The sequence below is a fragment of the Variovorax sp. GW821-FHT09B01 genome (assembly GCF_059418345.1).
This window is the reverse complement of sequence record NZ_JBWKPQ010000018.1, coordinates 147,437-167,442: the sequence shown is the minus strand read 5'-3', so window position 1 is coordinate 167,442 and position 20,006 is coordinate 147,437. Positions and strand designations below refer to the sequence as shown.

Genomic DNA, 20,006 nt, shown 5'->3' with positions numbered 1-20,006 from the left:
GCCGCGGCGAGGTGGGCGCGGCGGCCCGCGTCCAGCGCGCGAGCAGCGGCCACAGCCCCGCGTTGGCGCGCGCGAGGATCAGCAGCATCAACACGCCGAACACCGCCATCTCGAAGTTGCCCGAGCGGCCGAGCAGTGCCGGCAACACGTCCTGCAGCACCTGCTTGAGCACCACCACCACGCCGGCGCCCGCGAGCGCGCCCCACAGCGCGCCCACGCCGCCCATCACCGCCATGAACAGGTACTCGATGCTCATCTGCAGCCCGAAGGGCGTGGGGTTGAGGAAACGCTGCATGTAGACGTAGAGCCAGCCCGCCATGCCGGCCAGGCCCGCGGCGGTGCAGAACACGGCGACCTTGAGCCGGAACGCATGCGCACCGAAGGCCTCGGGCAGGTCGGCGCCGGCGCGCAGCGCGCGCACCGCGCGGCCCAGCCGCGAATCGAGCAGGTTGCGCACCAGCCAGAAGGCCAGCGCGAAGCCCCCCGCGATCAGGCAGAACATCGAGCGCTCGGACGCGAAGTCGAAGCCGAACAGGTTCAGCGCGGGAATGCCCGCGAGGCCGTTGAAGCCGCCCAGCGGCTCGACGATGCCCAGCCCGTAGTAGACGACCACGCCCCAGGCCAGCGTGGCCAGCGAGAGGTAGTGGCCGCCCATCGAGAGCGTGAGCGCGCCGATGCCAGCGGCCGACAGCGTGGCGAGCGCGACGCCGGCCAGCAGCGTGGCCCAGCCCGGCACGCCGTGCGCCACCGCGAGGTAGCCGGCCGCGTAGGCGCCGATGCCGACGAAGGCCGCCTGGCCGAAGGAGATCAGGCCCGCGAAGCCGGTCATCAGCGTGAGCCCGAGCGCCACCGTGGCGTAGAGCAGCACGAAGCTCGCGAGCGTGACGTAGTAGCTCGACGCGAACATCGCCACGCCGGCGGCGGCCGCCACGGCAACGGCCGCGAGCACCCAGGAACGAAAGCTCATGAAGCCTCCTGCGAATGCGGGTCGGCCAGCGAACGCCACAGCAGCAGCGGCACGATCAATGCGAACACGATGATCTCCTTGGCGGCGCTCGCGCCGTAGGACGAGAAGGCCTCGAGCAGGCCCACCACGAGCGAGCCCGCGGCGGCGAGGACGTAGCCCGAGAGCCCGCCGACGATCGCGCCGACGAAGCCCTTGAGCGCGAGCAGGAAGCCCGAGTCGTAGTAGATGGTGGTGAACGGGCCGATCAGCACGCCCGAGACCGCGCCGATGAAGGCGGCGATGGTCAGCGCCAGTTCGCCCGAGTGGTCGGGCGAGATGCCCACCAGCCGCGCGCCGTCGCGGCACACGGCGGTGGCGCGCAGCGCCTTGCCGCTCAGCGTGTGGCCGAAGAAGGCGAAGAACACGGCCACGAGCACGGCGCTCGCCGCCACCACCGCCAGCGTCTGCGGCGCCACCGGCAGTCCCGCGAGCAGACCGGCCGGCAGTTCGAAGCCCGGCAGCCGCGAGCCCTCGGGCCCGAACACGTACAGGCCCAGCGCCACCAGCACGAAGTGCAGTGCGATCGCCGCCACCAGCAGCACCAGCGGCGAGGCATTGCCCATCGGCCGGAACACCGTGCGGTAGATCAGCGGCCCCATCGCCGTGACCAGCGCCACCGCCGCGGCCGTCTGCATCCAGGCCGGCGAGCGCGCATCGACGCCGAACCAGGCGAAGACGCAGGCCGCCAGCGGCAGCGCGCCGAGCAGCGCGAGCCGGCCGCCGAGCCCCGCGAGGTTGCGCTGCCGCAGCCGCTCGGCGCTTTCCATGCCGCAGGCCAGCAGGGCCACCGCCGCCACCGGCACCGCGAGCCCCGGCGCGTGGCCCTGCTGGAAGGCCGCGATGGTCAGCACGCTGGCGCTGACGAATTCGCCCTGCGGGACGAACACGATGCGCGTGACGGTGAAGACCATCACGAGCGCCAGCGCCAGCAGCACGTAGACCGCGCCGCTCGCGAGGCCGTCCTGCACCAGCAGGCCGAAGATCTGCATGTCCATGATCTGTGGGGTCCGCCGCGCGTCAGGGGATGTACTTCCAGCTGCCCTTCTCGATGCGCACCATCACGCGGCTGCGCTGGTCCAGGCCGATGTGGTCCTTGGGCCCGAGGCTGTAGACGCCGTTGGTGGCATGCAGGTCCTGCGTGGACTCGATCGCATCGCGCAGCGCCTTGCGAAATTCGGGCGTGCCGGGCTTGGCGCCCTTGAGCGCGCGCGGCGCCGCGTCCTGCAGGATCAGCGCCGCATCCCAGAGGTAGGCGGCGAAGGTGGAGCGCTGGCCCGCGTTGGGCAGCGCCTCGTACTTGCGGATGAATTCGAGCGAGGGCTTCTTCGCCGGATGGCTGTCGGGCAGTTGCTCGGCCACCAGCACCGGGCCGGCCGGCACGAAAGTGCCCTCGAGCTTGGCGCCGCCCACGCGCAGGAAGTCGTTGTTCGCCACGCCATGGGTCTGGTAGACCTTGCCGCGGTAGCCGCGGTCGAACAGCGTGGCCTGCGGCAGTACCGCTGGCGTGCCCGAGGCCGCGATGAACACCGCGTCGGGCTGCGAGGCCAGCAGCTTGAGCACCTGCCCGGTGACCGAGGCATCGGTGCGCGTGTAGCGCTCGTTGGCCACCACCTCGATCTTGCGCAGCTCGGCGAGCTTGCCGAACTCGCGCCACCAGCCTTCGCCGTAGGCATCGTTGAAGCCGATGAAGGCCACGCGCTTCACGCCGTTGTCGGCCATGTGCTTGATGATCGCGGTCGCCATGTGGGTGTCGCTCTGCGGCGTCTTGAAGGCCCAGCGCTTGCGGTCGTCCACCGGCTCGACGATGGCGCCCGAGCCCGCGAGGCTGATCATCGGCGTGCCGCTCTCCACCAGCACGTCGAGCACGGCCAGCGAGTTGGGCGTGAGGCTCGGCCCGATCAGCAGGTCGATCGCCGACTCGGAGATCAGCTTGCGCACGTTCTTGACCGTGGTCGAGGTGTCGGACGCGTCGTCGAGCAGGATGTAGTTGACCTTCTCGCCGCCCGCGGTGGCGGGCAGCACCGACACCGTGCGCTGCTGGGTCACGCCCACCGAGGCCGCGGGCCCGGTGGCCGAGACCACCACGCCCACGTTGATGTCGGCCCGCGCGCCCGAAAGCGCCGCGAAGCACAGTGCCGCGCCGAAGGCGGCGGCCCGGAAGCGGGCCTTTGCAATCTCGATCATCGTTGTCTCCTTTTATGTGTCTGTCGTACCGGGAAAAATCGAAAGCTCGCTAGGTCTGCGCCACCGGCGTGAAGCTGTCGGCCGAGATCGCCGTGCTCGCCATGCCCAGCGCGATGCAGGTGTCGGAACAGGCCGCGACGAAGCCCGGGGAGCCGCCGATCACCGCGCGGGCGCCGGCCAGCGAACCGTGGTTCTCGCGCAGCCACGAGGGCGCGTACTGCTGCTTCGTGCAGAAGCGGCTGCGCGCCTCGGTCACCAGCAGCGCATAGCGGAAGTTCGGATGCGCGCGGGCCAGCCCCGCGAGGCGGTCCATCAGCATCAGCTCGGCGTCGTCGCGCACCGAGAACAGCAGCGTCATCGGGCTCGTGTCGCCGTGCGCGAGCGCATCCTCCATGATCGAGAGCACGGGCGCCAGGCCGGTGCCGCCCGCGAGGCCGAGCACCGGGCCCTCGCCCTCGGGCAACCGGCAGGTGCCGTAGGGACCGGTCACGCCGACGCTGTCGCCGGGCTGCAGCAGGTCGTGGATGTGGCCGCTGGCCGCGCCGCCCGGATGGCGCGCCACCAGCAGCTCGATCAGGCCCGCGCTCGAAGGCACGGTCGCGAGGCTGTAGCGCCGGTGCGGCGACAGGCCCGGCAGCGCGAGCTCGACATAGGCACCGGCCTGCACCTCGAAGCGCAGCGGCTCGCTCGCCTGCAGCACCAGCCGCCGCACGCGCGGCGTGAGCGGCGTGTTGCACAGCACGCGCGCCTCGAAGCTCTGCACGGCCGAGCCCTCGCCGCCCGGGATCGGCTGCACGGTGCGCAGATGCACCTCGGCACTGAGCGGCCGCGCCTGGCACATCAGGCAGAAGCCCTCGGCGATCTCCTGGTCGGAGATCGCGAGGCCCAGCGACCAGCCGTTGTCGACCGTGCCCTGCGTGACGCGCGCCTTGCACATGCCGCAGGAGGCGCCGCGGCACTGGTGCGGCAGCACCACGCCCTGCGACAGCGCGGCGTCCAGGATGATGTCTCCCTCGGGCACGCCGAAGCTCAGGGCCTCGTTGACGACGATCGTTCGGCTCATGTTCATCGATGTCATGCGGCCTAGAAGATCGGGATCACCTTCTCGGGATCGAACACCACCTCCTTGCCCTCGATGCCGACTTCGGGCAGCGCGGGGAATTCGATGCCGTAGGGATCGAGGTTGGCCTTCATGCGCAGCACGGCCGTCTTCCAGTTGGCCTTGCGCTCGTCGAGCGTGAGAATGCCCAGGCCGGCGCTGCGCGCGACCTCGTCGATCTGGCGCTGCGCGGGGATGAAGGTGGGCGGCAGCTTCCAGAACTGCTCGGGCGGCTCGTGCAGGATGCCCGAGAGGAACACGAAGCCCGCGCGCAGCTGGATGCTGATCATCTGCTTGTCGTCCTCGGTCAGCACCGGCAGCAGCTTCTGCAGCACCGCCAGGCAGATGCCCAGGTGGCGGCCCTCGTCCTGGCCGATGCGCTTGAAGGCTTCCTTGAACACCGGGATGGTGGTGCGCTGGTACATGCCGTGGAACAGCGTGCTCGAGGCCACCTCGCCGAACAGGAAGGAGGTGAACAGGATCGCGAGCGGGTACTTGTCGACGCCGTTCTTGAAGCCGGTCCAGTAGCGCGAGCCGTTGTAGTAGAGCCACTCGATGTTGTTGCGCGCGAGATGCCCGAGCGGCGTCTCGGGCACGTAGCCGAGCGGGCCGCCGGGCGTGAGGCGCTTGATGGCGCGGCCGCACACTTCCTCGTGGTTCATCTCGTCGCGCACGACCGAGAAGAAGCACTTGCGCACCGGATCCTCTTCCTTGCTCTCGTAGGTGTGGATCATGGCGCGCGCGAACACCGACGGCCCCGAGCCGTCGAACACCGCGAGCAGTGAGAACCAGTAGGCCATGGCGTAGCGCTGGTCGAGGCTGTAGTCCTCCACGCGCAGCGTGTCCCAGGCCAGCGTGTGCGGCGACCAGCCCGGATCGCGCGCGGCATCGTAGATGTCGTAGAGCTTGGGCGTCTCCACGTGCCACTCGAGCGGAAAGATGTTCGCCCCGTCGATGCCGGGCGCGGCCTCGATCTCGGCGAGCAGGGTCTGCGGATCGGGCATGGCGAGCACCTGCTCGGGCGGCGAGGTCAGCGCGCGCGCGAGCGCGGCGGTGTCCTGGGCGTTGTCCTGGTGGGTGGGGGACGGGTTCATCGGGAATCTCTCCTTGTCATGTGTTCGGATGGGAGGGGTGGTGGATCATTGATTAGCCTTCCAGACGGCATATCAATTGGCAAAGGAAGAACGCGCGCGCGGGATCGCGCCCGCGCGGGTGGCTTCGGCGAGATCGGCTTCGCCGAGGCCGGCGGCGCGCAGCACCTCGAGGCTGTGCGCGCCGAAGGCCGGCGCCGCGCTGCGGTAGCTGGCCGGCGTGCGCGACAGCGACACGGCCGAGGCCACGCCCATCTGGCCGCCGGCCTCGACGAAACGCTCGCGGTGCAGCGCATGCGGATGCGTGCGCACGCCGCCGACGTCGAGCACCGGGCCGCAGGGCACGCCCGCGCGCATCAGTTCCTGCGCGATGGCCTCGCCGTCGCGCGTGGCCAGCAGCGCCTCGAGCTCGGCCTTGAGCGCCGCCGCGTTCGCGAGCCGCTCGCTGTTGTGCGCGAAGCGCGGATCGTCGGCCAGCTCGGCGCGGCCCAGCAGCGCGACCAGGCGGCGGAACTGGCCGTCGTTGCCCACGGCGATGAACACGCCGACGCTGCGCGTGGCGAAGGCATCGTAGGGACAGATGTTGGGATGCGCATTGCCGCTGCGCCCCGCGACGCGGCCCGACAGGAAGTGGTTGGGCAGGTGCGGATGCATCAGCGAGACGCCGGTGTCGAACAGCGTGGCCTCGACCGACTGGCCCCGGCCCGACAGCTCGCGCTCGCGCAGCGCCATCAGGATGCCGATGACCGCGTGCAGCCCGGTCGCGATGTCGATCACCGGGATGCCCATGCGCAGCGGCGCGCCGCCGCGCTCGCCATTGACCGACATCAGCCCGGTCATGGCCTGCGCGACCGCGTCGTAGCCGGGCAGGCCTCCCAGCGGGCCGTCGGCGCCGAAGCCGCTGACGCGGCAGTGCACCAGGCGCGGGAAACGCTTGCGCAGGAAGTCCTCGTAGCCGATGCCCCAGCGCTCGAGCGTGCCGGGCTTGAAGTTCTCGACCAGCACGTCGGCATCCGCGAGCAGGCGCAACAGCAGCGCGCGGCCCTCGGGCAGCGAGAGGTCGAGCGCGACCCCCTGCTTGTTGCGGTTGACGCCGAGAAAGTACGACGCCGCGCTGTCGAGAAAGGGCGGCCCCCAGTCGCGCGTCTCGTCGCCCTGCGGCGGCTCGACCTTGATCACCTGCGCGCCATGGTCGGCCAGCATCTGGGTGCAGAAGGGACCGCCGAGCACGCGCGAGAGGTCGATCACGCGCAGGCCGGCCAGCGCGCCTGGCGTGGTTTGCGTGGCGTGCGTCATGCCGGGCTGGCCTCCGTGGCGCTGCGCCGCAGCACGCGCGTGGCCTTGGCCTCGTAGCGCGGCAGCGCGCCCTCGTCGTGGCAGCGCACCTCGCAGGTGAGGCCCAGCCGGGCCTTGAGCCGCGCGCGCACCTCGCGCGCCAGGTCGTCGCCCGTGCAGGCCGTGCCGGGCACGCGCTCCACGGCCACCTCCATGTGGTCGAGCACGCTGCGCTCGCTGTCGATGTAGATCTGCCAGGCATCCTTGGCCAGGCCCTCGACGCCCGCGATCACGTCCTCGATCTGCGAGGGATAGACCAGCACGCCACGCACCTTGAGCATGTCGTCAGAGCGGCCGATGATGCGGCCGATGCGCGCATAGGCATGGCGGCCGCAGGCGCAGCGGTAGGGCTGGGCCGAGCGGCGCACCAGGTCGCGCGTGCGCCAGCGCAGCACCGGCGAGGCCTCCTTGTCGAGCGTGGTGAAGACGATCTCGCCGACCTCGCCCGGCGCCACCGGGCGCAGGGTCTGCGGGTCGAGGATCTCGCTGAGCACGCTGTCGTCGTTGACCAGGTGCATCTCGTCGTCGCCGTGCGAATGCGGGCAGGAAACGCCGAGCACCGGCCCGCCGGCCTCGGTGGTGCCGTAGATGTTGTGCGCCAGGAAGCCCTCGGGCATCAGCGCCTCCATCTCGCTGCGGAAGGTGGTCGACACCGACTGGCCGCCGAACAGTCCCACGCGCAGCGCCCAGTCGCGGCGCGGGTCGATGCCGGCCTTGCGCGCCTGCTGGATCAGCGTCATCAGCCACAGCGGCGACATGGTCGTGACCGTGTGGCGATGGTCGCGCAGCCACTGCACCATCAGTTCGCCGCGGCCCGGGCCGACGGGGAAGTTGACCGCGCCATAGGCCTTGAGCGCCTCGTCCATCGAGCTGCCGCCGATCCACAGGCCGTAGCCGTAGCCCTGGTAGACGCGGTCGCCCGCGCGCACGCCCACCGTGCGGTAGATGCGCGCGAGCTGGCGCACCAGCGTGTCTTCCCAGTCCTTCTGCGTGAAACCGAACAGCACCGGCAGGCCCGTGGTGCCCGAGGTGGCGCAGAAGCGCACCACCTGTTCGAGCGGCACCGTGAGCAGCGGGTACGGATAGAGCGCGCGCAGGTGGCTCTTCTCGAGCAGCGGCAGCGCCTGCAGCGCGGCACGGTCCTTCAGGTCGAGCGGCGAGGCGCCGGCCGCCGCGAAATGCGCCCGCCACTGCGGCGAGTCCGCGAGCCGGCGGCCGAGTGCGGCGAGCTTGGCGTCCTGGCGCGCCTGCAGTTCGTCGAGCGACAGGAAATCGTCTGCGGCATCGGCCGCGGCCTGCGCATTGCGGGATTCGGTCATGGGGCGTCTCCTTTGTTCTTTGGTGGGCGGTCGCGCTTCAGGCGGCGAGGTAGCGGCGCGTCTGCAGCACGCGGAAGCGCGGCAGCACGAAGGCGGTGTCGCACAGCGCCGCGTTGCCGGCGGCGTTGTGGCCGCTCACGTGCAGGTCGCTGAAGGCGGCCGACTGGTTCACCAGCACCGGGCCGGTCATGTCGAGCGTGAGGTGCACGCCGGCATCGGCGGCTGCGTTCTTCGCGCGACGCACGAAGGCCTCGTCGTTCGAGTACACCGACCAGGTGATCGCGCCGCGCGAGCGCGTGACCTCGTGCGCATGCCGCAGCGCCGCGTCGGCGTCCTCGGTCACGATCAGCAGGCTGATCGGGCCGAAGTGCTCGCGCGCGATGGTGTCCAGGGCTTCGGGCGGCACCGCATACAAGGCCGGCGTGCGCAGCACCGCGTCGGGCAGATCGGGATGCGCGAGCCGGCGCGAGGCGAACACCGGCTCGCCGATCGATGCCGCCTCGACGGCGCGCGCCTCGGTGGCATCGCTCTGGATCGCGCCGAGCAACTCGATGGCGCGCACCGGATCGGCGACCAGCTTGGCCACGGCGGCCGCGAGATCGGCCTTGAAATCCTCGACCGTCTTCGTCATGCCGTCCTGCAGCCGGATGCCCGCGCGCGGCAGGTAGATGCTCTGCGGCGTGGTGCACATCTGGGCGCTGTAAAGGCTCAGCGTGAGCGCGAGGTTGCGCACCAGGCCGGGGTAGTCGCCGGTGCTCTCGATCAGCACCGCGTTGACGCCCGCCTTCTCGGTGAAGACATGGGCCTGGCGCGCGTGGCTTTCGAGCCAGTCGCCGAATTCGGGGCCGCCCGTGAAGTCGATCAGCTTCACGCGCGCATCGAGCGCGAGCGCCTTGGTCTTGGGCGCGGCGCGCGTGTCGACCAGCAACTGCACCACGTCGGCGTCGAACCCCAGGCCCGCGAGCACCGAGCGCGCCGTGTCGACGCACAGCGCGAGCGGCAGCACGGCCGTGGGATGCGGCTTCACGACCACCGGATTGCCCGTGACCAGGCTCGCGAACAGGCCGGGGTAGGAGTTCCAGGTCGGGAAGGTGGCACAGCCGATCACGGCCGCGATGCCGCGCGGCAGGATCTCGAAAGTCTTCTCCACGCGCAGCGGCCGGCGCGCGTCGGGCTTCTCCCAGAGCACGCGCGCCGGATAGGCGCCCATCTCGCGCACGGCGATGGCCACGGCCTCGAGCGCGCGGTCCAGCGCATGGGCGGTGCCGGCCTGGAAGGCCATTGCGAACGGCTGGCCGCAGGCATGCATGCAGGCGAAGGCCATCTCGAAGGCACGCTGCTGCAGCGCCTCGAGGATCTCGAGTGCCACCGCGGCGCGTTCGACCGGGTCGAGCGCGGCCCAGGCCGGTGCCGCGGCCTCGGCGCGCGCGAGCACGGCATCGACCGGCTCGTCGGCGTAGGCGGTGTCGAAGGGCGCACCGAAGGCGCTGCGCTCCTCGCCGCGGATCGCACCGTCGCGCTGCGTCCAGGCCGCGCGCACGGCGGCCTCGCCGGCTGCGCGCGAGCCGTCGGCATAGGCGGGATGCGTCGGATCCTCGGGATAGGCGCTGTGGTAGCCGCGGCAGGCCACGGCGGCGATCGCATCGGCCAGGCGGCCGGCGTGTTTCAGTTGCAGGTCTTGGAGGGTCATGGTGGGTTCAGAGCGTGGCGGCGGTGCCGAAGATCGCGGTGCATTGGCTCGACATGTAGCCGCCCGGCGCATGGGCCAGCGCGAGCTCGGCGCCGGCGACCTGGCGCGCGCCGGCGTCGCCGCGCAGCTGCACCACCGATTCGATCGCGGTGTAGATGCCGAACATGCCGGGGTGGCCGAGCGAGAGTCCGCCGCCGCTGGTGTTCATCGGGAAATCGCCGCCCGGCGAGGCACGGCCGCCATCGAGGAAGGCGCCGCCCTCGCCCTTGGCGCAAAAGCCCGTGTCCTCGGCGAAGACGATCGGCATGATCGTGAAGGCGTCGTAGAACTGCACCACGTCGATGTCCTTCGGGCCCACGCCGGCCTGCGCATAGGCGGTGGCCGACGACACGCTGGCCGCGGTGCGCACCAGGTCCGGCATCTGCGCGATGCTGCGGTGCGTGGCGGCCTCGCCCACGCCGAGCAGGTAGACCGGCTTGCGCCGCAGCTGCGCGGCGCGCTCGGCCGAGACCACGACCAGCGCGCCGCCGCCGTCAGTCACCAGGCAGCAGTCGCGCACGGTGAAGGGATGCGCCACCGGCCGCGCCGCGATCACGTCCTCGATGCTCAGCGGCCCGGGATCGGGCGCGTCGGCGTCGAGCCGCGCCCAGTCGCGCGCGCTCACCGCCACCTGCGCGAGCTGTTCGCGCGTGGTGCCGAACTCGTGCATGTGGCGCTGCGCGACCATCGCATAGGCCGCGAGCGGGCCCGGGTAGCCGTAGGGCACTTCGTAGGGGTTGGGTTCGGAGTGCGTCGCGAACTGTCCGCCCGCCGATTTCTGCGTGCTGCCGTAGGCAATCAGCGCCACCGAGCACAGACCGGCCGCGATCGCGGCACGCGCATGGTTGAGGTGCGCGAGGAAGGCGCCGCCGCCGACCTGGGTCGAATCGGTGTAGCGCGGGCGCAGGCTCAGGTATTCGCACAGGCTCAGCGTCGGCATGAACAGCTGCAGCCCGGCCGCGAACACGCCGTCGACATCGGCCACCGAGAGGCCCGCGTCGTCGAGCGCGCGCACCGAGGCCAGCGCCATCGCGTCGAGCGGCGAAGACAGGGCCGGCATCGTCGCGAAGCCGGTGCTGCCGATGCCGGCGATCGCGGCCGCGCCGCGCAGATTGGTTGCGGTCATGCGAGCGCTCCGAACACCACGCGGTGCGCGTCGTTCCAGGGCTCGATGCGCGCGGCCACGCGCAGGCCGATGCGCAGCGCGCCGGGCGCCGCATCGACCACGGTGGCCATCATGCGAAAGCCTTCGTCGAGATCGACCAGCACGATGTTGAAGGCGCCATCGCGCCGCTGCACTTCGGTGCAGGCGTGGACCGTGCCCGCGCCGCGACTGGTGCGCCATTCGAGTTCATTGGGCCGACCGCCTGGACCCACGGCCTGCGGCGGAAAGACCGCGCGGCCCGCGCCGTGGTCGAACTGGTAGGCCAGGCGGCCTTCGGCCAGCGCGGCGAGGAACAGGGCGCGCGGCGAACGTGCTGCTTCGGGAGCTTGGGTCATGTCCATCGCCTAGCGTCCGATGAAGCGCGGCTTGCGCTTCTGCTGGAAGGCGCCGATGCCCTCGATGCCGTCGGGCCCGGCCAGCGCCTCGGCCTGCGCGATCGCCTCGAGCTCGAGCGTCTCCTCGAAGGAACGCGCGCACGACAGGATGCGCTTCGACGCGGCGAAAGCGGCGGTCGGGCCGCTCGCGATCTCGCGCGCCATCCGCAGCGCGATCTCGTCGAGCGCCTCGGCCGCCACGCTGCGGTTCACGAGCCCCATGGCCGCGGCTTCGCGCCCCGAGAACAGTCGGCCCAGGAAGATCAGCTCGGCCGCGCGGTGCGGCCCGACGCGTTCGCGCAGGTGATGGTGGCCGCCCGAGTCGAGCACCGCGCCGATGTTGCGGAACGGACTGCCGAGCAGCGCATCGTCGGCGACCAGCGCGATGTCGCAGGCCAGCGCCAGCCCGAAACCGAAGCCCAGCGCGGGGCCCTGCACCGCGGCGATCGTGGGCACCGGGCAGTCGCGCACGGCGACCAGCACCGGGTTGATCCGTTCGCGCAGGATCGCGAGCGTGTCGTCGGTGCCAGGGTTGGTGTCCTTGAGGTCGCGGCCGGCGCAGAAGGCATGGCGCGTGCCGCGCACCAGCACCGCGCGCGCACCGGCCGACACGGCCTCGCCGATCGCATCGGCGATCGCCGTCATCTCGTCGAGGCGCAGGCTGTTCTTCGCGGCGGGCCGGTCGATCGCGATGACAGCGAGCGGCAGTTCCAGCGTCAGGCGCACTGCATCGGTAGAGGTCGCGCCGCTCATCGCGCAGCCCCCTCGAAGGCCATCAGGATGCGCAGCTCGCTGGCCATCAGCAGCAGCCCGTTCTGGTTGTGGACGTTCCACTGCAGCCGCACCACGCCGTCGGTGCCGGGGCGCTTCACTGTCTTCTCGAGCACGGCGGCCTCCAGATGGATGGTGTCGCCGATGAAGGCCGGCGCGGTGAAGCGCAGCGCGTCGCTGCCGTAGTTCGCCACGATCGCCGGCGCCGCGGGCGGGATGCCCAGGCCAGCCGCATAGGCCAGCAGCATCAGGCCCGGCGCGATGCGCTGGCCGAAGCGCGTGCGCGCCGCATGGTGCGCGTCGGTGTGCAGCACGTACCAGTCGCCGGTCAGTGCGCACCACTGAACGATGTCGGCTTCCGTGAGGGTGCGGCCGCGCGAACGGAAGCGCGCGCCCTCCTCGATCCGGTCGAAGTGCTGCTCTAGAAATCCGCAGGTGCTGGTGATGTCGGTCATCGCGTCTTTATTTAACCTTCCAGACGGAATATAAATGAAGACGAAGACCTGGCGGCAGCTAGGGCTTACCCGAAGCTGCATGGAGAACGCGTGGCGATGACGTGGATGCGCCGGGCGTGGATGGCGGACGAAGTGCCGGCTCAGCGCTGCGGGGCAGGCATATCGCCTTCCCCGGGGGTGCGGGCGAACCAGCGAAAGACCGTGCGGTTCGTCGCCCGCTGCCAGCGCAGGAAAAGGAATCCCACCGCCACCTCGCACCACTCGTCGACCGGTACGCCGGCGGCGCGCAGCGCCGCGACCTCCGCCTGCGTGCTCATGCCGCCCGGCAGCACGAGCGTGACCGTCGCGCCGTGGTGGATCTTTTGTCTGGACTGCATCGTTCGTTCCTTTGAAGGTGGACGACGCCGCACCCCGCATGCCGCGCGGTGCGATGACAGCCCACCGGAGGCGGACGGCGCCGTTGCAGCCAAACTAGGGCGGCACCCGGCCCCGCACCGTAGGACGGGGCCAGGCCCCGTCGAGGCGGGGGCTCAGAACGGAACAAATGCACGGCGGCGCGCGGCGCCGTCGACTCACCAGGCCACGCGAACGCCCACGGATGCACCGATCGAGCTCCGCACCCTGGCGTCGCCGCCGGATGACCAGAGCTTGCCCAGCTCGCCGTGCAGGCTGGTCGACTCGTTCAGCGCGAGCGTGAAGCCGGCCGCGAGCTCGGTGCTGGTGCCGCCGATCGGCGCCGTGATGTCGGTCACCGCGGCCGCATTCACGAAACGCGCGGTGTCGCTGCCATTGGCGCGCTTGTAGACGTTGACTCGTGCATAGGGCTGCAGCGCGCCGGCCGCCGTATCGACCCGGCCCTTGACCCGCACGCCCGCGCGCGCGGTCCAGCCGTTGTCCGCGTGGCTCTGCACCTGGGCACCCGCGATCGCGGTGCTGTCCAGGTCCAGGCGCTGATGGATCAGTTGCAGCTGCGGCTCGACGGACCAGCCGTTGCCCAGCGCGAGGCTCTGGCCGATTTCCAGCGAGGCCAGCAGGCTGCGACCGCGGGTCTGCGCGCCGGGGTCGAGCGAGGACGCCGCATCGGCGCGATGGCGCGCGCCCTGCAGCACCACGTCGGCATAGAAGCCGCCGTCGCCGGCGTAGGTGCCGTAGGCGCCGAGGTACTGGCTGCGCAGGTCGTTGCGCCCGGCGCGCAGGTTTCGCACGCCGCTGACGAAGCCGTCGACGCTCACGTCGCCCTCGAGCTGGCCGACATAGAGGCCCGCGCGCCAGTTGCCCATGGCGAGAAGGTCGGTGCCGGCCTGCAGGCCGGTGACCCGCCCCTTGCTGCCGGGCGAGACGGTGCCGCCCTGGCGGATGTCGATGTCGGCGCTGATCAGCCGGCCCCAGGCGCGCCGCGCGGAAGTGCCCTCGGGAGCTGCGGAGACGGCGGTCTCGTCGCCCCGGCGCAGATGCAGGTTGCCGAGCATCGCGAGGTTGCCCTGGCGCAGTTGCGACGGTAGCGCGGCGTACAGCGAGGCCTGCGGCCGGTAGGCGACCACGGGCGCCCCGATGGGCGCACCGGGCGTGGCCGGGGTACCCGGTGTCGCGACATTCGGCGCATCCGCGCGCAGGTACCAGTTCTCGCCCGCGCCGCTCGCATCGGCCGCATAGAGCCGGTACTCGTAGGCCCCCGCATCGACATGGCCGCCGGCGAGCACGAAGGCATCGCGCGTGGTCTGCGCGGTCGTGGTGGCGCCAGCCTGCGCGCTCACCACCTCGATGCCGTTGCCGACGGTGCGCGCGCCCAACCCGCCGAGATTGGCGACCTGCACGCGGGTGACGCCGCTGGCGGTGCCTCCGTTGATCACCAGCCGGTCGGAAATGCCGGGGCTGTCGAGCACGGCGCCCAGGCGCAGCACGCCGTTGTTGCCCGTGTAGTTGCCGTTGACGGTCAGCGTCGTGCCCGGCACCGCGCCGACCAGCGACACCGTGCCGCCGTTGGCGAGCGACGCCACGGTCTGGCTGAAGCCCGCGAGGTCGAGCGTCGCGCCCGCGGCCACGGTGTGCGACGAACCCGCGCTCAGCGCGTTCGTGGCCGTGGTCCTGAGCACGCCCTGCCGCACGTCGGTGCCGCCGGCGTAGGTGTTGGCGCCGCTCACCGACAGCGTGCCCGCGCCCGTCTTGATGAAATCCCCGCTGCCCGTGATCGGGCCCGACCAGGCGAGGTCGTGTCCGTTGGTGTCGATGGTGCCGATGCCGCCGAGATCGACCGCGGCATTGAGGCTGAGCCTGTCGGCGCCGGCGATGACGGTGGCGCTGGCACCGCTGTCGATGGCGAGGGCGCCCATCAGCGACGCGCCCGTGTCCAGGCGCAGGCTGTTGCTGCCGCCGGTGAAGCGGACCGAGGCCGCGCGGCTGATGCCGTCGCCGCCGAGCCCGCCGACGATGGCCCCGCTGCTCGTGAGCGCGAGGTTGGCGCCCACCACGCCCGCGCCGCCCGCGCCGTTGGCGCCCCGTGGACCGCCATTGCTGCTGGCACCGCCCGCGCCACCGGCACCGCCGGTGATGGTCGCGCTGTTGACGATGCTGGCCTGCGCGGCGGACGAGCGAAGGCCCGCACCGCCATCGCCGCCCTGCCCGGGCGCGCCCGTCCCGCCCACCCCGCCGCCGGCGTTGCCGCCGGCACCACCCGCGCCACCGACGATCGCGCCGGCGTTGCTCACGCTCGAGGCAGCACCGGCGAGCATCAAGCCGTTGCCGCCCTCGCCACCGCCGCCGCCCGAGGCATTGGCGCGCGCCGGCAGCAATTCCGGACCGCCGGCGCCACCAGCGCCGCCCGCGAGCCTGCCGAGGTTGCTCAGTGCGAAGCCCGGCGTGGACGCGCTCACGAAGAAGCCGCTGCCACCGCCGCCGCCCCCGCCGCCCTGCGAATACGCCGCGCCACCCTGGCCACCGACTCCGCCGCGCGAGATGCCGGTACCGAGCACGGTGAAATTCGCCGTCGGTGCGAGCAGCGTCGAGCCATGGGCACCCGCTCCGCCGCCGCCCGCGGCCCAGTAGCCGTTGCCGCCCGCGCCGCCATCGCCGCCGATGTTGCTGCCGGCCGCGACAGCGGCATTCGGCGCCAGGGCGTTGCCGCGGTAGCCACCACCGCCGCCGCCGCCGTAACCGTTGCCGTTGTTCGCATCGCCGGTGCGCGAGTCACCCGCGCCGCCGTTGGCGCCGCGCGAGACGCCGGGACTCACGATGGCGCTGGAACTGCCCGCCGCGCCGCCCGTGCCCGCGGTGGCACCGGCGAAGGTGCCGATATCGGCCGTCGATCCGGCGCTCGCGCCGGTGCCGGGCGCCGAAGCACCGCCATCGCCCGCGCTCGAGCCGAGCGCGCTGTCGTTCAATGCGCCCCGGCCGCCACCGACCGACCCATTGCCATCGGTCGCGCCGCCGGCGCCGCCATGCAGGATGAGGTTGTCGGTGGGCTGCCCGCCCGCGCCACCGGCTGCCCAGGCGGGCGCGGCGCAGGCGAGCGCCGAAGCCATCGCCACCCGCAGCAGCGCGGTGCCGGGGACCGTGCCGTGCGTCTTACCACGGCCCCGCGCGGTCCCGGGTGCGGGCGCCCCTGCGTGCGGGGTTCCGGTCCAGATCGTCTCGAATGTCTCGTTCATCGTGTGCTCCCATTGCGGGTCCAGAAACCATGCCGGTTTCTCCAGCCACGCGATTCGCCCGGATGCACGCAATGGGCTTGGGATGAGACGTCGGCAGGAGCCGGCCGGCGAAATGTAAATAGACGTACCCCCGCGTGAAATCACCAGGGGGTACCCCATGCCAGGGCAGTTTCTTTTCGTGTCGGGCACGCGGGCGCGCCGCGGCGCCTGCGAATGAGGAAGGGGCTCGTCGCTCGCAGAAAGCCCCGCGCCGGGAGCCCGTGCAAGGCTTGCAAAAGGTGGGTAGAGCGGGGGTGCTCCAGGAAGTAACTTGCGCGTGTCGACAGACACAAGTGCCGCCGCGAAGGGCGTGGGAGCCGGCGCTGCCGCGCAGACTCTTAGACGGCCACCAGCGCCTTCAGGCTCGCCAGCGACGCATCGACGATCTCGCTGTAGCTGCGTCGCTCGGAGGCCTGGACCCATTGCGCGAACGCGATGCGGAACACCGCGATGCCCGCCTCGGCCGCGAGGCTTGCATCGGACTTCTCCACGCCCCTGGCGCGCAAGTCGGCCGCGAGGGCCTCGGACAGCCTGGCCAGCTTGATCAGCTCGCGTTCGTGCAACTCGCTCGTGGCGGCGATCACGGTGGCGCGCTGGTGGGCGTAGCGGCGGCGCTCCTCGTCGAAGAAATCCGCGGCGCCCCTCAGCGCGATGGCCACCGCCTCCATGGCCGAGGCCTGCGCAGGCGCGGCGGCGAGCGCGGCCGTCATCGATTGCTGCAGCAGCTCCGAGCCGTTGAACAGCACTTCGCGCTTGTCCGCGAAGTGGCGAAAGAAGGTGCGCGGCGTGAGACCGGCGCGCTGCGCGATGGCCGCCACCGTGGTCTGCTCATAGCCGATCTCCGCGAACAGCTCCATGGCGGCCACGCGAAAGCGTCCTGCCGCATCGGGCTCCCAACGACCCATCGGACCTCCCAAGTGTTGACACAGTGTGACATCATAGGTTTATACTGATGTCACTTAATGACATCACTGGAGCATTCCATGAAGATTCTTGTCACTGGCGCGTCGGGCTGGATCGGCTCGGCCAGCGTCGCCGAACTCCTCGCGGCCGGGCACCAGGTGCTGGGCCTCGCCCGCAACGACGAAGCCGCCGCCAGGATCGAGCAGTTGGGCGCCGAGGTCGTGCGCGGCTCGCTGGACGATGTTGCGAGCCTGCGCGCCGCGGCGGCGCGCGCGGAAGGCGTGGTGCACCTCGGCTACAACCACGACTTCTCCCAGATGGCCGCGGCGGCCCGGACCGACCGCGCCGCCATCGACGCCTTCGCCGACGTCCTGCAGGGAACCGGCGGCCCGCTGCTGATCGCCTCGGGCACGCTGGGCCTGGCGCCCGGGCGCGTGGGCACCGAAGCGGACATGCCCGCGGCCGCGACCCATCCACGCATCGCGAATGCGGCGTACACGCTCGACCTGGCGCAGCGCGGCATCCGCTCGCTGGTCGTGCGGTTCGCACCGACGGTGCATGGCGCTGGCGGCGACCACGGCTTCGTCGCAACGCTGGCCCGGATCGCGCGAACCAAGGGCGTCGCGGCGTACCTGGGCGAAGGCCTCAACCGCTGGCCGGCCGTCCATCGGCTCGATGCCGGCAAGCTCGTGCAGCTCGCGATCGACAAGGCGCCACCGGGCACTGTCCTGCATGCGGTCGCCGAGGAAGGTATCGCCACCAAGGACATCGCGACGGCGCTGGGCCGGTTCCTCGACGTGCCGGCCGAGTCGATCCCCGCCGACCGCGCGGCTTCGCACTTCGACTGGATCGGCATGTTCTTCGGCGCCGACGCGCCCGCCGCCAATGCCAGGACGCGCGAAGTGCTCGGCTGGGAGCCGACGTACGCAACGCTGCTGCAGGACATTGCCGCGGGGCACTATCCCGGGCACTGATCGCACCGTCATCGCCGCGATCGGCGCACCCAGGTCGAGATCGCGATGCCCGCCACGATCAGCCCCGTCGCCAGCAGCAGCGCGCCATCGGGCCTTTCGCCCAGCGCGAGGTCGGCCGCCAACAGGCCCACCACCGGCACGCCCAGCAGCCCCATCGAGGTCACGGAGGCAGGCAGGTCACGGTTCACGGTGTTCATCGCCCAGTAGGCGAGCACGGTGCCGATGAGGTTGCTGTAGCCCAGCAGCGCGACCAGCTCCATCGACCACGCGATGCGCGGCACGCCCTCGATGGCCAGCGCCAGCAGCAGCTGCGCGATGCTCGCCAGCAGCATCTGCCAGGGCAGCAACTGGAACGGCGGCGTGGTCCACCGATGGGCACGCCCATAGACGATGCAGGCAGCCCAGCAGGCCGCGGCCAGCAGGATCAGGCCGTGGCCGCGCACCACGTCGGCATCGCGCCAGTCGACGGCCGCGGGCTGCAGCAGCACCAGCAGCCCCGCCACGCCGAGCCCCAGGCCGGCGGCGCGGCGCGCGGTGAAGGCTTCGCCGAGGAAGAAGCGGGCCGCGGGCAGCACCCACAGCGGCGTGGTGTAGGCCAGCACCACCGAGCGGCCCGCGCTCAGGTACTGCAGGCCCAGCGCGGCCAGCACCGAGAAGGCCACCATGTGCAGCAGGCCGACGCTCAGGATCACCGGCAGGTCGTGCCGCGTGGGCACGGCCAGCCGGCCCGAGGCCGGCAGCACCACCCACAGCACGATGCACGCCGGCACCATGCGCAGCGTGGTGGCCCAGATCGGCGTGACGTGTTCCAGCACCACCTTGCCGACGCTCCAGTTCACGCCCCAGGCGGCGATGACGATCGCGAGCAGAAGGACGGCGGTGCCGCGTGGCGAGGCGTTCGAGGACATGGCTGACGGTGGGCAGGGGATAGAGCGGAAGCCGCTCAAGATAAGCCGGTCCCCCTCCCTTCGCCAGCGATCCTTCTCTACACTGGCCGTGAAATCAATTCACACCATGGACCTCCAGCAACTCCCCCCGCTGACCGCCCTGCGCGCCTTCGCCGCGGCCGCGCAGGCCGGCAGCGTGGTCGGCGCGGCCGACCGGCTCAACGTCACGCACAGCGCGGTGAGCCACCAGCTGCGGCTCATCGAATCGTGGCTGGGCTGCAAGCTGTTCGATCGCCATGCCGCGAGCGTGACGCTCACCGACGCCGGCCGGCGGCTGTTCGCCAGCACCGCGCGGGCGCTCGACGACATCGGCCGAGTCTGCGCCGAGATTCGCGGCCAGCGGCCCGCCACGGCGTTGACGCTGGCCTGCCCCGGCAGCTTCATGCTGCAGTGGCTGATCCCGCGGCTCGACGATTTCGAGGCGCGGCATCCCCAGGTCGTGCTCAACCTACAGACCGGCAGCGACCTCGGCCGGCTGCGCGCCGGGCACATCGATGCACTGGTCTACTGCGGCCGCGGGACGCATCCGCGCGAGGTGAGCGAGATCCTGCTGGCCGACAACGACATCGGGCCGATCTGCACGCCCGCGCAGGCGAAGACGCTGGCCCGGCCACGGGACGTGCTGTCGCATGCGCTGCTCGGCACGGAGTCCTATCCGGCCGGCTGGACGATCTGGGCGCAGGCCCATGGGCTGGACGCCGCGCGGCTGCGGCCGCGGCGCTCCTTCGGTCAGTGGGTCTACATGATCCAGGCCGCCATCGCCGGTCTCGGCGTGGGCATCGCGCCCTCGGTGCTGGTGCGCGAGGAACTCGCGCAGGCGCGCATCGCGGCCCCGCTGGGCTTCGTGCCCAGCGGCGACCGCATCTCGCTGTGCGTGCTCAGGCGCCGCGCGCAGGAGCCGGCCATTGCCGCGCTGGCCGACTGGCTCGGCACGCTGCACGGCCAGCCAGCAGCCGGCTGAACCCGCGGCC

Annotated in this window: 18 protein-coding genes; 2 read left to right on the top strand and 16 right to left on the bottom strand. The window is 71.6% G+C overall.

Going from position 1 to position 20,006, the window contains the following annotated elements; translation table 11 throughout:
* The 15 genes from AC07RV_RS34175 to AC07RV_RS34105 all read right to left on the bottom strand — a co-directional run.
* The coding region (locus AC07RV_RS34175; protein WP_495338102.1) for a branched-chain amino acid ABC transporter permease at positions 1–967 on the bottom strand (967 nt) is incomplete at its 3' end.
* A complete protein-coding gene (locus tag AC07RV_RS34170) occupies positions 964–2,001 on the bottom strand; it encodes a branched-chain amino acid ABC transporter permease (protein ID WP_296779550.1) in 1,038 nt (345 codons plus the stop codon). The genes AC07RV_RS34175 and AC07RV_RS34170, both read right to left, overlap by 4 nt.
* Positions 2,002–2,023: 22 nt before the next feature.
* Complete coding sequence (locus AC07RV_RS34165) at positions 2,024–3,190, bottom strand: ABC transporter substrate-binding protein (RefSeq protein ID WP_093353026.1); 1,167 nt, start codon at positions 3,188–3,190, stop codon at positions 2,024–2,026.
* 49 nt (positions 3,191–3,239) lie between these two features.
* The gene (locus AC07RV_RS34160; protein WP_296779547.1) at positions 3,240–4,253 is read right to left on the bottom strand and encodes a 2Fe-2S iron-sulfur cluster-binding protein; all 1,014 of its coding nucleotides are present in this window, start codon (positions 4,251–4,253) and stop codon (positions 3,240–3,242) included.
* Positions 4,254–4,273: 20 nt separating this feature from the next.
* The gene (locus tag AC07RV_RS34155; protein WP_296779544.1) at positions 4,274–5,383 is read right to left on the bottom strand and encodes a hypothetical protein; all 1,110 of its coding nucleotides are present in this window, start codon (positions 5,381–5,383) and stop codon (positions 4,274–4,276) included.
* A gap of 72 nt (positions 5,384–5,455) precedes the next feature.
* On the bottom strand, positions 5,456–6,676 hold the full coding sequence (locus AC07RV_RS34150; protein WP_296779543.1) for a CaiB/BaiF CoA transferase family protein: 1,221 nt from the start codon (positions 6,674–6,676) through the stop codon (positions 5,456–5,458).
* A complete protein-coding gene (locus tag AC07RV_RS34145) occupies positions 6,673–8,034 on the bottom strand; it encodes a phenylacetate--CoA ligase family protein (RefSeq protein ID WP_296779540.1) in 1,362 nt (453 codons plus the stop codon). The genes AC07RV_RS34150 and AC07RV_RS34145 overlap by 4 nt, the downstream gene beginning before the upstream one ends.
* A 37-nt stretch (positions 8,035–8,071) precedes the next feature.
* Positions 8,072–9,724 carry a phenylacetic acid degradation protein PaaN gene (gene paaN / locus AC07RV_RS34140; RefSeq protein ID WP_296779537.1) on the bottom strand — a complete coding sequence of 551 codons (1,653 nt, stop codon included), beginning with the start codon at positions 9,722–9,724 and terminating at the stop codon, positions 8,072–8,074.
* Between the two features lie 7 nt (positions 9,725–9,731).
* Complete coding sequence (locus tag AC07RV_RS34135) at positions 9,732–10,889, bottom strand: acetyl-CoA acetyltransferase (RefSeq protein WP_296779534.1); 1,158 nt, start codon at positions 10,887–10,889, stop codon at positions 9,732–9,734.
* Positions 10,886–11,263, bottom strand: coding sequence for a Zn-ribbon domain-containing OB-fold protein (locus AC07RV_RS34130; protein WP_296779532.1), 378 nt, complete (start codon positions 11,261–11,263; stop codon positions 10,886–10,888). Before AC07RV_RS34130 ends, AC07RV_RS34135 begins: the two co-directional genes overlap by 4 nt.
* A gap of 9 nt (positions 11,264–11,272) precedes the next feature.
* Positions 11,273–12,055, bottom strand: coding sequence for an enoyl-CoA hydratase/isomerase family protein (locus AC07RV_RS34125; protein WP_296779530.1), 783 nt, complete (start codon positions 12,053–12,055; stop codon positions 11,273–11,275).
* A complete protein-coding gene (locus tag AC07RV_RS34120) occupies positions 12,052–12,528 on the bottom strand; it encodes a MaoC/PaaZ C-terminal domain-containing protein (protein WP_208514167.1) in 477 nt (158 codons plus the stop codon). Before AC07RV_RS34120 ends, AC07RV_RS34125 begins: the two co-directional genes overlap by 4 nt.
* A gap of 140 nt (positions 12,529–12,668) precedes the next feature.
* A complete protein-coding gene (locus AC07RV_RS34115; RefSeq protein ID WP_208514168.1) occupies positions 12,669–12,905 on the bottom strand; it encodes a hypothetical protein in 237 nt (78 codons plus the stop codon).
* 195 nt (positions 12,906–13,100) lie between these two features.
* Positions 13,101–16,172, bottom strand: a complete 3,072-nt coding sequence (locus AC07RV_RS34110) for an autotransporter family protein (RefSeq protein WP_296779523.1) — start codon at positions 16,170–16,172, stop codon at positions 13,101–13,103.
* Positions 16,173–16,549: 377 nt separating this feature from the next.
* Positions 16,550–17,116: a TetR/AcrR family transcriptional regulator gene (locus AC07RV_RS34105; RefSeq protein ID WP_296779521.1), complete on the bottom strand. Its 567-nt coding sequence runs from the start codon at positions 17,114–17,116 to the stop codon at positions 16,550–16,552.
* A 78-nt stretch (positions 17,117–17,194) separates the two neighbouring features.
* On the opposite strand from AC07RV_RS34105, the gene AC07RV_RS34100 reads away from it, so the two are divergent.
* A complete protein-coding gene (locus AC07RV_RS34100; RefSeq protein WP_296779518.1) occupies positions 17,195–18,088 on the top strand; it encodes an SDR family oxidoreductase in 894 nt (297 codons plus the stop codon).
* An 8-nt stretch (positions 18,089–18,096) separates the two neighbouring features.
* Here the strand turns inward: AC07RV_RS34100 and AC07RV_RS34095 are convergent, their stop codons facing one another.
* The gene (locus AC07RV_RS34095; protein ID WP_296779515.1) at positions 18,097–18,996 is read right to left on the bottom strand and encodes a DMT family transporter; all 900 of its coding nucleotides are present in this window, start codon (positions 18,994–18,996) and stop codon (positions 18,097–18,099) included.
* Between the two features lie 106 nt (positions 18,997–19,102).
* On the opposite strand from AC07RV_RS34095, the gene AC07RV_RS34090 reads away from it, so the two are divergent.
* Positions 19,103–19,996 (top strand): LysR substrate-binding domain-containing protein, encoded by an 894-nt coding sequence (locus AC07RV_RS34090; RefSeq protein ID WP_296779513.1) that lies wholly within the window; start codon positions 19,103–19,105, stop codon positions 19,994–19,996.
* The last annotated feature ends 10 nt before the right edge of the window (positions 19,997–20,006 follow it).

Bases quoted from the DNA above. Each gene is read 5' to 3' on its own strand.
- AC07RV_RS34170 (WP_296779550.1), bottom strand. From the start codon at position 2,001: ATGGACATGCAGATCTTCGGCCTGCTGGTGCAGGACGGCCTCGCGAGC.
- AC07RV_RS34135 (WP_296779534.1), bottom strand. From the start codon at position 10,889: ATGACCGCAACCAATCTGCGCGGCGCGGCCGCGATCGCCGGCATCGGC.
- AC07RV_RS34160 (WP_296779547.1), bottom strand. From the start codon at position 4,253: ATGAGCCGAACGATCGTCGTCAACGAGGCCCTGAGCTTCGGCGTGCCC.
- paaN (WP_296779537.1), bottom strand. From the start codon at position 9,724: ATGACCCTCCAAGACCTGCAACTGAAACACGCCGGCCGCCTGGCCGAT.
- AC07RV_RS34155 (WP_296779544.1), bottom strand. From the start codon at position 5,383: ATGAACCCGTCCCCCACCCACCAGGACAACGCCCAGGACACCGCCGCG.
- AC07RV_RS34110 (WP_296779523.1), bottom strand. From the start codon at position 16,172: ATGAACGAGACATTCGAGACGATCTGGACCGGAACCCCGCACGCAGGG.
- AC07RV_RS34130 (WP_296779532.1), bottom strand. From the start codon at position 11,263: ATGACCCAAGCTCCCGAAGCAGCACGTTCGCCGCGCGCCCTGTTCCTC.
- AC07RV_RS34115 (WP_208514168.1), bottom strand. From the start codon at position 12,905: ATGCAGTCCAGACAAAAGATCCACCACGGCGCGACGGTCACGCTCGTG.
- AC07RV_RS34165 (WP_093353026.1), bottom strand. From the start codon at position 3,190: ATGATCGAGATTGCAAAGGCCCGCTTCCGGGCCGCCGCCTTCGGCGCG.
- AC07RV_RS34100 (WP_296779518.1), top strand. From the start codon at position 17,195: ATGAAGATTCTTGTCACTGGCGCGTCGGGCTGGATCGGCTCGGCCAGC.
- AC07RV_RS34150 (WP_296779543.1), bottom strand. From the start codon at position 6,676: ATGACGCACGCCACGCAAACCACGCCAGGCGCGCTGGCCGGCCTGCGC.
- AC07RV_RS34120 (WP_208514167.1), bottom strand. From the start codon at position 12,528: ATGACCGACATCACCAGCACCTGCGGATTTCTAGAGCAGCACTTCGAC.
- AC07RV_RS34105 (WP_296779521.1), bottom strand. From the start codon at position 17,116: ATGGGTCGTTGGGAGCCCGATGCGGCAGGACGCTTTCGCGTGGCCGCC.
- AC07RV_RS34090 (WP_296779513.1), top strand. From the start codon at position 19,103: ATGGACCTCCAGCAACTCCCCCCGCTGACCGCCCTGCGCGCCTTCGCC.
- AC07RV_RS34095 (WP_296779515.1), bottom strand. From the start codon at position 18,996: ATGTCCTCGAACGCCTCGCCACGCGGCACCGCCGTCCTTCTGCTCGCG.
- AC07RV_RS34125 (WP_296779530.1), bottom strand. From the start codon at position 12,055: ATGAGCGGCGCGACCTCTACCGATGCAGTGCGCCTGACGCTGGAACTG.
- AC07RV_RS34145 (WP_296779540.1), bottom strand. From the start codon at position 8,034: ATGACCGAATCCCGCAATGCGCAGGCCGCGGCCGATGCCGCAGACGAT.